At 42.2% G+C, this 12,881-nt stretch carries 12 protein-coding genes; 4 read left to right on the top strand and 8 right to left on the bottom strand.

What is annotated here, in order from left to right; genetic code table 11:
* Positions 1-2: 2 nt before the first annotated feature.
* The 4 genes from H7F25_RS07885 to H7F25_RS07900 form a co-directional block, all read right to left on the bottom strand.
* Positions 3-461, bottom strand: coding sequence for a PTS sugar transporter subunit IIA (locus H7F25_RS07885; RefSeq protein WP_024427781.1), 459 nt, complete (start codon positions 459-461; stop codon positions 3-5).
* Between the two features lie 15 nt (positions 462-476).
* Entirely contained in the window at positions 477-1,892 is a 1,416-nt protein-coding gene (locus tag H7F25_RS07890; protein ID WP_133744068.1) for a PTS fructose transporter subunit IIC, read from the bottom strand.
* Between the two features lie 13 nt (positions 1,893-1,905).
* On the bottom strand, positions 1,906-2,820 hold the full coding sequence (gene pfkB / locus H7F25_RS07895) for a 1-phosphofructokinase (RefSeq protein WP_133744069.1): 915 nt from the start codon (positions 2,818-2,820) through the stop codon (positions 1,906-1,908).
* Positions 2,821-2,950: 130 nt separating this feature from the next.
* Positions 2,951-3,727, bottom strand: coding sequence for a MurR/RpiR family transcriptional regulator (locus H7F25_RS07900; RefSeq protein ID WP_024425669.1), 777 nt, complete (start codon positions 3,725-3,727; stop codon positions 2,951-2,953).
* 159 nt (positions 3,728-3,886) lie between these two features.
* Here H7F25_RS07900 and H7F25_RS07905 point away from each other — a divergent pair, with 159 nt between their 5' ends.
* The gene (locus H7F25_RS07905) at positions 3,887-5,293 is read left to right on the top strand and encodes a phospholipase D-like domain-containing protein (protein WP_185854457.1); all 1,407 of its coding nucleotides are present in this window, start codon (positions 3,887-3,889) and stop codon (positions 5,291-5,293) included.
* A gap of 7 nt (positions 5,294-5,300) precedes the next feature.
* On the opposite strand, the gene H7F25_RS07910 is transcribed toward H7F25_RS07905, so the two are convergent.
* From H7F25_RS07910 to H7F25_RS07920, 3 genes are read right to left on the bottom strand one after another with little or no spacing between them, the layout of a single operon-like run.
* Complete coding sequence (locus H7F25_RS07910) at positions 5,301-5,786, bottom strand: DMT family transporter (protein ID WP_025093180.1); 486 nt, start codon at positions 5,784-5,786, stop codon at positions 5,301-5,303.
* 21 nt (positions 5,787-5,807) lie between these two features.
* Positions 5,808-6,488 carry a Crp/Fnr family transcriptional regulator gene (locus H7F25_RS07915; RefSeq protein WP_034624354.1) on the bottom strand — a complete coding sequence of 227 codons (681 nt, stop codon included), beginning with the start codon at positions 6,486-6,488 and terminating at the stop codon, positions 5,808-5,810.
* A 13-nt stretch (positions 6,489-6,501) separates the two neighbouring features.
* Positions 6,502-6,927, bottom strand: coding sequence for a DMT family transporter (locus H7F25_RS07920; RefSeq protein ID WP_056766940.1), 426 nt, complete (start codon positions 6,925-6,927; stop codon positions 6,502-6,504).
* 211 nt (positions 6,928-7,138) lie between these two features.
* Here H7F25_RS07920 and H7F25_RS07925 point away from each other — a divergent pair, with 211 nt between their 5' ends.
* On the top strand, positions 7,139-8,566 hold the full coding sequence (locus tag H7F25_RS07925; protein WP_185854458.1) for an aldehyde dehydrogenase family protein: 1,428 nt from the start codon (positions 7,139-7,141) through the stop codon (positions 8,564-8,566).
* A gap of 71 nt (positions 8,567-8,637) precedes the next feature.
* Here H7F25_RS07925 and H7F25_RS07930 read toward each other — a convergent pair whose 3' ends face one another.
* Positions 8,638-9,039 carry a DUF3221 domain-containing protein gene (locus H7F25_RS07930; protein ID WP_185854459.1) on the bottom strand — a complete coding sequence of 134 codons (402 nt, stop codon included), beginning with the start codon at positions 9,037-9,039 and terminating at the stop codon, positions 8,638-8,640.
* A 256-nt stretch (positions 9,040-9,295) separates the two neighbouring features.
* On the opposite strand from H7F25_RS07930, the gene H7F25_RS07935 reads away from it, so the two are divergent.
* Positions 9,296-11,116 (top strand): assimilatory sulfite reductase (NADPH) flavoprotein subunit, encoded by a 1,821-nt coding sequence (locus H7F25_RS07935; protein ID WP_185854460.1) that lies wholly within the window; start codon positions 9,296-9,298, stop codon positions 11,114-11,116.
* Between the two features lie 33 nt (positions 11,117-11,149).
* Complete coding sequence (cysI, locus tag H7F25_RS07940; protein ID WP_185854461.1) at positions 11,150-12,868, top strand: assimilatory sulfite reductase (NADPH) hemoprotein subunit; 1,719 nt, start codon at positions 11,150-11,152, stop codon at positions 12,866-12,868.
* Positions 12,869-12,881: the final 13 nt, after the last annotated feature.

Here is a 12,881-nt window from a genome sequence, read left to right on the forward strand (position 1 = left end):
GATCAAACATCCTCTCTAGTTAAAATATCCGTTTCTAATACAGCAAGCATGTCTTCATTTGTTCTTGTTTCCAGCAGTTTTTGACGTTTCGTTTCATCCATTAAGCCTCGTGAAAGGGCTGAAAGAGCTTTTAAATGAGTCGTCCCTGCTTCACTTTTAGGGATCAGTAAGGATAAGAAGAAAAAGCAAGGCTTCCCATCAAAAGCGTCCCATTCAATACCTGTTTCCGTGCGGACGATCACAAGTGCTGGTTTCGTGATGGCTTCTGTTTGAGTATGCGGAATGGCAAATCCATCTTGAAATCCGGTTGTACTCAGTGCTTCCCTTTCCGCTAACCCTTTTTTGACATCCTCTGGTGAGGTGCAAATACCTGCTTTGTAGGCAATGTCAGCAATGGCTGCGAACACGCCAGCCTGTGAAGAAGCTGTTTCGTGAAGATTCATATAGATATGTTCCATCATTTCTCATCCTCCCTTTTAAACTGCTGGGTTGTCTATTTTTTTACGGTAAAGTCCGTAGAGAATCGCACCTACGAGTGAGCCGATTAGTATGGAAAGCACCCATTGGAATGCACCTGTGACGACCGGAAGAACAAGGAATCCACCATGCGGAGCTGGAACCTGTACCCCAAACAAATATGTCAATATAGCAGAGATGGCAGAGCCAAACATGATAATTGGCAGGACAACGACCGGGTTTTTGGCCGCAAATGGGATGGCTCCTTCTGTAATATGTGTCGCTCCTAGAATATAGTTGATTGCCCCTGCATTTCGTTCTTGTGGCGTGAAATGTTTTCGGAAAATCGTTGTAGCAATCGCAATGATAAGCGGCGGTGTGATACATGCTGCTGACACACCTGCCATGAAGTAAAGGTTACCTTCTGCAAGTAAAGCCGTTCCTGTGACATAGGCTGCTTTGTTAAAAGGTCCGCCCATATCAAATCCACACATTGCTCCAACAATTAAGCCTAAAAGCAGCGGATTTGTGGATTGTACAGATGAAAGAAAGTCCATTAAGGAATTATTTAGCCCTGTGATTGGAACTAACAACGGGGTCATGACAGCCCCAATTAAGAAAATACCGATGACAGGATAGATGAAGATTGATTTTAATCCATCAAGTGATGCTGGTAATTTTTGAAGCAGGAATTGAAGAAGTACGATGATATACCCTGCTGCAAAACCAGCGATAATACCACCTAAGAATCCAGCGCCTCCATCATTTGCAAGGAGACCACCTATAAATCCAACGACCATCCCTGGGCGTCTTGCGATCGAATCAGCGATAAATGCTGCTAAAATTGGTACCATTAAGCTGAAGCCAAGTCCGCCAATGCTTTTCAAATAGGCAGCAAACGGATGATACGTTTCGTGCTTAGGATCAGCAGAGTAGATACCAAATAAGAAAGAAAGGGCAATTAAGACACCGCCTCCAACGACAAATGGCAGCATGTGTGATACACCGTTCATTAAGTGCTTATAAATGGTGTGTATCCATTTATTTGCCGACTTTTGTTGAGAGGATGAAGGAGCAGATGGTTTCTCCGTTCCAGAAGTTCTTCCTTTCACTTGATGAACGGGGGCATCTCCATTGATAATGCCTTGGATCAGTTCATTTGGCGTGCGGATACCCTTCGCTACAGGCACTTCAATTAGTGGTTTGCCGTGAAAACGATCTGTATTTACATCTTTGTCAGCTGCGACAATGACCCCATCGGCCTCCAGAATGTCTTGATCAGTTAAAGCGTTTTCAATTCCTACTTGACCATGCGTTTCGACTTTGATGTCGACCCCTAGCTGCTCGGCAGCGATTTTTAATGCTTCAGCTGCCATGAATGTGTGTGCAATGCCTGTTGGACAGCCGGTTGCAGCGACAATTTTTTTACGGCTCATGTGTTATTCCCCCTTATTTCTTCTGAATGTGTACTTGCTCAATCAATGAATCAATGTCATGTAAATCACTTAAGCCTTTAGAAAATGCAGTAGATGCGCCAGTTGCAATGCCGTAACGTAAGCACTCGTCAGATGAATGACCTTCAAGCTGTTTACTAAGAAAGGCTGCGAGCATCGCATCTCCAGAGCAAGCTGTATTTACTACAGTGCCTGTCGGTGCGTTTCCTTTTAAGACGGCGTCTTTCGTAATGAACAAAGCCCCTTCTCCCCCGCGGGAAATAAGCACTTGCTCTGCACCCATCTCAATGAGTTTCTCTCCTGATTGAATGAGTTCTTTTTCTGACAAAGGATGTGTTTTGCCGAAAAAAGCAGCGATTTCTTCTTCATTCGGTTTTAATAAATACGGTTTGTATTGAAGCGTCTCAAGAACCGCTGCGGAGCTTGTGTCTAAAATGAACTTGACCTTCTGTTGATGACAAATAGCTGCTACTTCTGAAAAAATGCTGGCAGGAACGCCCTTTGGCAGACTGCCTGACATGATGAGGATGCCTCCTTGCGGGATAGCCGCAATTTTCTCACGAAAGGCGTGAAGCGCTTTTTCTTCAATTGCAGGGCCTTGATTCACTAGCTTGTATTCTTCTGTCGTATTGATAAAAACATTAATGCGTGTAATGCCTTCAACCGAGATAAAATCGGTTTGAATGGAGAGATCCTTTAAGGATTGTTCAATATAAGAGCCTGAAAACCCAGCAATAAATCCTAGTGCAGTGCTGGTGAAGCCATATTTCTTTAGCATAATTGACACGTTCACGCCTTTTCCATTCGGCTGATAATCTTCATCTTCTGTGCGATTGACTGCATTTGCCCGCATTTCTTTTAATGCAATATATAGGTCAATAGCAGGATTTAAGGTGCAGGTATAAATCAATTGGTTTCACCTTCTTTCTTTTCTCTAAAGAAAGTATCTCATACGATTCAGTGAAAATGTTTTCAGAATGTGTAAAGGTTTTCATGAGAAAAAGCCTTCCAGATCAAACTCTCGAAGGCTTTCTTATTGGTTATTTCATTCGGATCACATAGGCGTCAAGTAAAATGCGGGCAATGACATGAAGAGACAGACGGGATCTGACTTCATAATCTGGGAAGAAAGATTGTTCCCCTTTATATCCGACTAGTGTCATATCTGATATTTTGCTTAATGTAGAATCTATTCTTGTCGTAACCGTAATGGTTGTGACTTGCTTCATACTGAGGTTTTGACACGCTTCAACAAGCTCAGCTGTTTCGCCATTTAATGAAACAAAGATGGCAAGCTCACTTTTTTCAATGTCTCGCGATTTCAGCCGAATGATATTCGGATCGTCGTGTACTTCACATGTTTTCCCGATGAGCTGTAATTTGATGGTCATCTCTTTGGCGATCATCTCTGAGAAGCCTCTGCCGAAAATATAAATTTTGTCTGCATTATGTATTTTTTGAACGGCATCTTCAATTTGTCCAATACTTTGCAGCTGTATCGTTTTTAAAACCTCTTCTTCATTTTTCCGAATTGCTAGTTTGATGTCTTCATCAATATTTTTGAGCTGGTCGCTTGCATCTGTCATTTTCTTTTCTTGTTTCAATCGATATTTAAAGGATGTATAGCCGTTATAGCCAATTTTTTTCATCAGTCTGACAATCGTGGCCGTTGATACATTGGCTCTTTCGCTTAAAGTGACAATGGATAAGGTGGAGATATCCTCTAAATGCTGGTGAATATAATTGAGTAAATATCGTTCTGTTTCACTTAACGTTTGATATACATCACTTGGGATGTTAAATAATGATTCATTCAAATCGATTCCCCCTTATTCATTTCATACTATAATTAAATGCCCAATAAAAACAAGATGATTCTTTTGTCATGTATTTAGATGAAAGGCGAAAATGAGTGAAATTTTATTTTTGACATAAACTAAAGAAAAGTTGTGTCTATGTGAAAGGAGCTGATCCGTATGCTTCATCTTTTGTTTTATCTGATCCTTCTCTATGTCGTTTATGTCTTTTTGACCGCATTTGTTTTGTTTTATTTACCGATCCAAAAAACATGCAAAGAACATTGTATTTATAAAGCTTCTTCGATCTCAGGAGACGATCAGGGCACAAATCAAGTGATGCTTCTTGACGATGGATTTGTGTCCGGTCAGGCCAGAATCCAAATGATTCGTGAGGCAAAGAGGATGATCCGCCTTAGTTATTATTCCATCCAAAAGGGGAAAACAGCCGAATGGGTACTAGGTGCTTTAATTGAAGCTGCTGATCGAGGGGTGAAAGTTCAGCTGCTTTTAGACGGCATCTGCCACAGTTTGCGTGGACCGCTAAAAGATTTACGATATGCCGTGGCAAATCACCCGAATATGGCCATTCGTTTTTATGAGCCCTTTCGGTTATTTAAGCCATGGACGTGGCATAACCGCCTTCATGATAAGCTGCTGCTGGCAGATGGCCGAGTGGTTGTGATGGGCGGAAGAAATATCGGTGATAAATACTTTGCAGATCAGCCCCCGAAAGATTTTGCATTTGACCGCGATGTGCTGCTTTATAACGACAAAAAAGGAAAAGTATTAGATGAAATGGAACAATACTTCGTTTATTTATGGAATCATGACTTTACGAAAAGAACAAAAGCTGTGTTCTCTAAACAAAAAGCAAAGAAAGGCTTAAAACTAAGAAAGAAACTGCTTAGATCCTATCAGGAGGCAGTGCATGCGAAAGAACCTTTTGTGATGTCGTCCTTTAATTGGGCAGCAGATGGCACCTCAGTAAAGCAGATTGCATTTTTTACAAATCCTGTGGAGCGTTTCAATAAGCGTCCTCTTGTGCTCAAAAAACTAAACGATCTTGCTCACCGGGCAAAGCGTTCTGTGCTCATACAGACGCCTTATGTCATCCCGACACGCCCCATGAAAGACGGCCTCACTCCCTTAGCCAGCGGGATTCAAACGACAGTTGTCACGAATTCTCTTACAGCGACGCCAAATCCGTTAGCTTTTGCAGGTTACTTAAGCACGAAAAAGGAACTGATGAAAACAGGCGTTCATTTGTACGAATATGAAGGTCCGTATTCCATTCATGCGAAATCAATGGTCATTGATGATTATTTAAGTATTATTGGCACATATAATTTAGATGCGAGGTCTAGTTTTTTAAATACAGAGTCAATTTTGGTCATTGATAGTGCCCCTTTTGCGCTATCACTTACTCAGGCAATAGAACGTAAAATTGCCTATAGTATACTTGTCGCGAAGGACAAAGCAGCCTATAAAGCGGAGTCCTATGGGCAGAAAAAAAAGCCTTTGATGAAAAGGCTCCTTTTAAATGGTTTATCCGCGATAACTGTTCTATGGCGGCGGTTAATCTAAAGGGCGGCTACTCTTGTGGCAGCCCTTTTTCTTCTGATTGATCCTCTTCTGCTGACTCCAATTTGGTCAATTTAAACACCAGAATCCCCGCAACAATCACAATGACACCTAATAGTTTTGCGGGAGAAAATTCTACTTTCTCTAACCCAAGCCAGCCGAGCGAATCGAACAAAAGCGCGGAGCCGAGCTGTGAAATCAGGACAATCGAGATTCCATAAGTCGGACCGAGACGTTTGATGCTTTGAACGAGGCAGATGACCACCCCTACTCCAATGGCTCCGCTAATCCAGTACCACGCTTCCATATGTCTTAATTGAAACATGCCGGTTCCTTCTAGCAAAAGACCCATCAAAAGTGAAGCAATAAAGCCCATACCTAGAACGAGAGTGGTCGTTGACCAAGAGCCTGTCTGCTCATTGACCTTACTGTTAAAAATGGTTTGTAAGCTGACGAGTGCGCCAGCCGTGATGGCTAATCCTATTCCTATGATCATGTCTGAATCCCTTCATTTCTTCTATTCATAAATGTTTCGCTCCGCTATTTCTAAGAGTCCTTCCCGGTCAAGAATCGTAATCTTCCCTCTTCGCCTCTCTATCAGCCCTTTTTCACAAAATTGCTGAATCACCCGGTTAATATGACGGTAGCTTGTACCAATTAAGCTCGCCGCATCAGTAAGACGCAGTGCGCTCGCGCTGTTATCCCCTGTTAACACAGACAATAAGTAGCTTGCGAGTCTGACCTCTACAGGGTATAAAAGGTGGAAGCTCAAATCGTTTGATTTCGTATAAAATTTGTTTGTGATGCCCTTTAGTAAAAAGGTTAACACGCGGGAGTCATCCTTCGCATGGCGCATGAGCGCTTGATGAGAAATCCTTAGCATATGTACTTCTGTGACAGCCTCCACTGTATTGACCATATCAGTCTGCTGAACGTATTCAATATCTCCAATCGCTTCAAGAGGATGTTTAAAACAAAGAATGAAGGTCTTTCCTTCTTTTGTGGTGGTGAAAATCTTTAATTTTCCTTTTACTAACAAGTACAAGTGCTCCCTCTGATCTCCCTTTGAACAAATCAGCTCACCTTGCTCATAGCGCCATAAGCTGACGTGTGATATGAGTTTCTGATGAAAGACGTTTTCTAATTCATGTGCCTTGAGATAAGAGGAAAATAGAGATTCATCATGAAGCTCCTCCATCTGACGCCCTCCTTTATAGCTTTAAAATGATTACGCCTGCGATCATCAATAGAATTCCTGCATAATGCTGCCATTTCATTTTCTTCTTCTGTACACCAAACCATCCTTTTGCATCGATTGCAAAGGTGAAAGCAAGCTGAGCAATGAGTAAAGCAGCGATGGTCAGTGTGACACCGATCATTTGAATCGCAGTCACTTCATTGAAAATAATAATGGCTGCAAATGCACCGCCTACTAAATAAAGCGGCTGCACCTTTCGATATTCTCGAAAGTGTCCGTCACGTACGATCAGTAAAATGATCAGTGCGATCATAAAGCCGGTCAGCTGCGTGATGGTTGCCGCCTGCCATGTGCCGATATCCTGGCTGATTCTTGCGTTTGCGACGCCTTGCAGTGTAATACAAGCGCCTCCTAATAAAGCGAAAATAACACCTTTCATTCGTTCAAATGCTCCTTCTTTTTCAGTCTAGTTCCATTAAAAGATAGATGCCCTCATGTTGAAAAGGACATATGTCCCACTTTGCGTATTATATCAGAAACTTTTTCTTTTACAGTTGCATCGTTTTAGATTTTTCACAGTGGGTACAGTTTTATATCACCTGAAAACAGAATATTGAATGGAATCACATATAAAAAGGAGACATGTCAGAATGAGAAATCAAGAGAAACATTTTATTAACGGAGAATGGATCGCATCAACAGGAAACGAAACGACGGAAGTCATCAATCCTGCTACAGAGGAAGTCATTGGCACCATTAGTTTAGGAACAAAAGAAGATTTAGATAAGGCAGTCAAAGCTGCTCGTGACGCCTTTCCTTCTTTCTCAAAAACATCTCGAAATGAACGCGTAAAGATGCTGGAAAACATTGTGCGCGGCTACGAAAAGCGTAAGGATGAACTAATTGAAGTCATGACACAAGAGCTCGGTGCACCGCTGAAAGTATCGGAAGAGGTTCATTACAAAATGGGACATGAACATTTTTCTAAAGCAGCGGAAGCACTTAAATCGTATACATTTACTGAGGACCGCGGCGGACATACCATTATAAAAGAAGCAATTGGTGTCAGCGGATTGATTACACCTTGGAATTTCCCAACAAATCAAACATCACTTAAAATCGCGGGTGCCATTGCAGCAGGCTCACCAGTTGTCTTAAAGCCTGCGGAAATTACACCTTTTGCCGCAATGATTCTTGCAGACATCATTGATGAAGCTGGCGTACCGAAAGGCGTCTTCAACCTAGTTAACGGAACTGGTGATGTCATTGGTGACGGCATTAGCTCACACCCTGATATTGACTTTGTTTCATTTACAGGATCAGGCGCTGTCGGCTCTAAAATAATGGAAAATGCTGCAGACAATATTAAGAAAGTGGCTCTTGAGCTCGGCGGGAAATCCCCTCTTATCGTCTTAGATGATGCAGATGTGGATGAGGCAGCCGAAACAGCCGTTCATCATATTGCGATGAATACAGGTCAAGTGTGTTCCGCAGCTACACGTGTGCTGATTCCTGAATCAATGAAAGACGCATTTGAAAAAGCGCTGCTGAATGCTCTGCCGAAGTTTACAGTTGGTGATCCGCGAGAAGATCACGCCACTGGTCCGCTTGTCTCCAAAAAGCAATGGGATACCGTGCAGTCTTATATTGAAAAAGGAATTGAAGAAGGTGCTCACCTGCTTGCTGGGGGAACTGGTAAGCCGGACGGACTAGGCAAAGGATATTTCGCCAAGCATACTATTTTCACAAATGTGAAAAATGATATGACCATTGCGCAAGAGGAAATATTCGGACCCGTCATGAGTGTGATCACATATCAAGACTTGGATCATGCCCTTGAGATTGCCAATGATACAGTGTACGGTCTTGCTGGCTATGTGGTTGGAAAAGATGAAAAAACATTAAAATATGTAGCTGAACATATTCGTGCCGGTCAAATTACCATTAACAACGCCGAAACAGATTACTTTGCCCCATTTGGCGGCTTTAAGCAATCTGGTATCGGAAGAGAATGGGGAGACTTCGGTATCGAGGAATATTTAGAAGTGAAAGCTGTGATGGGACTTCCAACAGCATAATTTGAAAAAGGAGAAAAACTCTAAGGTTTTTCTCCTTTTTTCATGATAGAAAGAATCTGCCCCCTGCTCCCCTACTTATCCATGATGATTTTATATTTTTCGACCTTTGCTTTAGGAGGAAACGATTCTTGTAACTCATCAAACCAAACCTCAATCGTTTGACCCTGTGACAGCTCTTTAGAGTCTACTTTTGTTAAATCCATAACGATGAGATCATTTTTATACTTTTCAATAAGAAGATGAGTTTTCAATGAATCATCGCTTTTTAATGGCGTTTTATTGTTTATAAGAAGTAAATTCGTCTCCCCTTTTCTTAGCAGGATGCCTTTTTTTGAAAAAGATGCTGTTGTTTTATTCTGATTGTATGAATCTTTTATATTGTCCTTTGGAGAATTGCACGCTACTAATAAAATGAGAAAAATCAAGGCGACAAGCCGAAAACATTTTATATTTTTAAACTTTAGCAGTATCAATTTCATACACCCCTTTTCAATTCCTTACGATCGCTTATTCATTCAAAACGGCCCATTTTTCTAAAGATGCTTTATACAATTAAACGATTCACCTTCAAGTTCTGTCACCTTGCAAAGGTATTAGAAATCTTAATCATGACAATCAATATTATATATTTTACTTAATGGCAAACTTTCGGTAAAGTTCAAATTGAACCTATATATATAATTCCTATCGAATTAATCTATGTTTATATTCCTTGTGAGGTGGATATCGTTGCAACTTCATGTATTGAACAGTCCGTTTAGTCAGGAGCAGGCAGAACTGCTTAATCAGCTGCTTCCGACTTTAACAGATCAGCAAAAAATTTGGCTTACCGGTTATTTATCAGCACAGGCAGCTTTAGCCGGATCAGAAAATACTGCCCTAGCCCCTTCTCCTTCTGCCGCAGCACCAGCGCAGCCTGTCAGCAAAGATGTGACCGTCCTTTATGGCTCACAAACAGGCAATTCTGAAGGGTTAGCAAAAAAGACAGCTCAGCATCTTGAAGAGAAAGGTTTTCAAGTGACGCTCTCTTCTATGTCAGATTTTAAACCAAATAGTCTGAAAAAAATAAACAATTTACTGATTATCGTCAGCACACATGGCGAGGGAGATCCGCCTGATAATGCCCTTTCTTTCCATGAATATGTTCACGGCAGACGTGCACCAGAGCTTGATCATTTAAGCTTTTCTGTCCTATCACTTGGTGACAGCTCTTACGAATTCTTCTGTCAAACAGGTAAAGAATTTGATGAGCGCTTAAAAGAGCTTGGCGGAACGCGTCTTTTCGATCGAGTGGACTGTGATCTTGATTATGATGAGCCGTTTTCTGAATGGCTTCAAGGGGTGGCATCATCACTTAGCGAAGGCGGAGCTGCAGCAGCCCCGCAGGAATCAGCGGAAGCAAACACTCAAACAGCTGCATCTGAATACTCAAGAACAAATCCTTTTTATGCTGAAGTGCTTGAAAATATCAACTTAAATGGCCGCGGTTCTAACAAAGAAACCCGGCATTTGGAGCTTTCTCTTGAAGGATCAGGACTTGTTTATGAGCCTGGTGACAGCCTTGGTATTTATCCAACAAATGATCCTGCGCTTGTTGATGAACTGATCACAACATGCGGATGGAATGCAGAGGAAGCCGTAACCGTTCATAAAAACGGCGACACGCTTCCTTTAAAAGAAGCACTTACCTCTCATTTTGAGATTACCGTATTGACAAAACCTCTTCTTCAAAAGATGGCGTCCTTTACAAAAAGCGAAGCCTTGCAGGCTCTTTTAGAAGAAGGAAACGAAGAAAAGCTGAAAGCATATATAGCAGGAAGAGATTTAGTAGATGCTGCTCGTGATTTCGGTCCTTTTGAAGGAACAGCGGCAGACTTCACTGCCATTTTAAGAAAAATTCCGGCTCGCCTTTATTCCATTGCAAGCAGCCTGAAAGCAAATGAAGAAGAAGTTCATTTGACGATCGGTGCTGTGAGATATGATGCTCACGGAAGAGAACGTCAAGGTGTCTGCTCAATCTTATGTGCGGAGCGCTTAGAGCCAGGTGATAAGCTGCCTGTTTATATCCAGCACAATCAAAACTTTAAGCTACCTGAAAACCCTGAAGCACCGATCATTATGGTAGGACCAGGCACAGGCATCGCCCCTTTCCGTTCCTTTATGCAGGAGCGCGAGGAAGTTGGTGCAGACGGAAAGTCATGGTTGTTCTTCGGTGATCAGCACTTTGTGACGGATTTCTTATATCAAACCGAATGGCAAAAGTGGTTAAAAGATGGTGTGTTAACGAAAATGGATGTGGCTTTTTCAAGAGATTCAGAGGAAAAAGTATATGTCCAGCATCAAATGAAGAAACAAAGTAAAGAATTATTCGAATGGCTGGAGCAAGGTGCCTATGTATATGTCTGCGGAGATGAAAAACATATGGCGCATGATGTTCATAATACCCTTCTATCAATCATCCAAGAAGAAGGTGCGATGAGCAAAGAGAAAGCTGAAAGCTATCTAGCCAACTTGCAGCAGCAAAAACGCTATCAGCGTGACGTATATTGATTGAATGCTTGAAAGAAAGGAGCTTTTACTTACATGGTGAAGACAGCATTAACAGCGCCGGAAGGACCTCCGAGCGACGTAGAGGAAATCAAAGAAAAAAGTGATTATTTACGGGGTACTTTAAAAGAAGTGATGCTCGATCCGATTTCAGCGGGTATTCCTGATGATGATAACCGTCTGATGAAGCATCACGGCAGTTATTTACAGGATGATCGTGACCTGAGAAATGAACGGCAAAAACAAAAGCTTGAGCCTGCCTATCAATTTATGCTGCGCGTCCGCCTGCCTGGCGGAATCGCTACATCCAAACAGTGGCTTGTGATGGATGAGCTTGCTCATAAATATGGAAACGGTACGTTAAAGCTGACAACTCGTGAAACCTTTCAGCTTCACGGTATTTTAAAATGGAACATGAAAAAGACCATTCAAGACATTCATTCCACTATGCTTGATACGATCGCTGCTTGCGGCGATGTGAACCGTAATGTCATGTGTACATCAAACCCCTATCAATCAGAAGTGCACCATGATGTATACGAGCTCGCCAAAAAATTAAGTGATGACCTGCTTCCGCAAACAAGAGCGTACCATGAAATTTGGCTTGATGAGGAAAAGGTAGCAGCAACGCCTGATACAGAGGTTGAGCCGATGTATGGTCCACTTTATTTGCCAAGAAAATTCAAGATTGGTGTGGCGGTCCCTCCTGCTAACGATATTGATGTATTTTCGCAGGATTTAGGCTTCATTGCGATTATTGAAAATGATCAATTAGTCGGTTTTAATGTCGCGATTGGCGGTGGAATGGGCATGACTCATGGTGATACAGCGACCTATCCTCAGCTTGCAAAAGTAATTGGCTTTTGTACACCGGAACAAGTTGTAGAGATTGCCAAACAAGTGATCACCATCCAGCGGGACTACGGAAACCGTTCGGTGAGAAAAAATGCCCGCTTTAAATATACAGTGGACCGCCTCGGTCTTGAGAATGTAAAAGAAGAGCTTGAGCGCCGCCTTGGATTTACCCTATTAGACGCAAGAGATTATCACTTCGATCATAACGGTGACCGCTATGGCTGGGTAAAAGGCATTAATGGCAGATGGCATTATACGATGTTTGTAGAAGGCGGACGTATCACGGATTACGATGATTATCCGCTGATGACAGGCATTCGTGAAATCGCAAAGATTCATACAGGTGACTTCCGCTTAACAGCGAATCAAAATTTGATCATTGGAAACGTCACATCTCATAAAAAGAAACAAATCGAGCAGCTCATTCAGGAGTTTGGTTTGTCAGATGGACAACAGCACTCTGCACTGCGCCGCAGTTCAATGGCCTGTGTTGCTCTTCCGACATGCGGCTTAGCGATGGCAGAGGCAGAACGCTACCTCCCGCGCTTAATTGACAAAATTGAAGAGATTGTCGAAGAAAATGGCTTAAGTGATAAAGAAATCACGATTCGTATGACTGGATGTCCAAATGGATGCGCCCGTCATGCGCTTGGTGAAATTGGTTTTATCGGGAAATCACCTGGTAAATACAACATGTATCTTGGCGCTGCGTTTGATGGCAGCAGATTAAGTAAACTGTACCGAGAAAATGTAGGAGAAGAAGACATTTTAAATGAGCTTGGCACTCTACTCCCCCGCTATGCAAAAGAACGCAAGGAGCATGAACATTTCGGTGATTTTGTGATTCGGGCAGGTATTGTAAAAGAAACAACAGATGGCACGAATTTTCATGTGCAATAAAAAAGACAGGACG

The organism is Bacillus sp. PAMC28571 (assembly GCF_014250435.1).
GTDB lineage: Bacteria > Bacillota > Bacilli > Bacillales > Bacillaceae > Bacillus > Bacillus safensis.

Coding starts and splice junctions, on each gene's coding strand:
- H7F25_RS07905 (WP_185854457.1), top strand. CDS start 3,887: ATGCTTCATCTTTTGTTTTATCTGATCCTTCTCTATGTCGTTTATGTC.
- cysI (WP_185854461.1), top strand. CDS start 11,150: ATGGTGAAGACAGCATTAACAGCGCCGGAAGGACCTCCGAGCGACGTA.
- H7F25_RS07915 (WP_034624354.1), bottom strand. CDS start 6,488: ATGGAGGAGCTTCATGATGAATCTCTATTTTCCTCTTATCTCAAGGCA.
- H7F25_RS07890 (WP_133744068.1), bottom strand. CDS start 1,892: ATGAGCCGTAAAAAAATTGTCGCTGCAACCGGCTGTCCAACAGGCATT.
- H7F25_RS07885 (WP_024427781.1), bottom strand. CDS start 461: ATGATGGAACATATCTATATGAATCTTCACGAAACAGCTTCTTCACAG.
- H7F25_RS07920 (WP_056766940.1), bottom strand. CDS start 6,927: ATGAAAGGTGTTATTTTCGCTTTATTAGGAGGCGCTTGTATTACACTG.
- H7F25_RS07925 (WP_185854458.1), top strand. CDS start 7,139: ATGAGAAATCAAGAGAAACATTTTATTAACGGAGAATGGATCGCATCA.
- H7F25_RS07910 (WP_025093180.1), bottom strand. CDS start 5,786: ATGATCATAGGAATAGGATTAGCCATCACGGCTGGCGCACTCGTCAGC.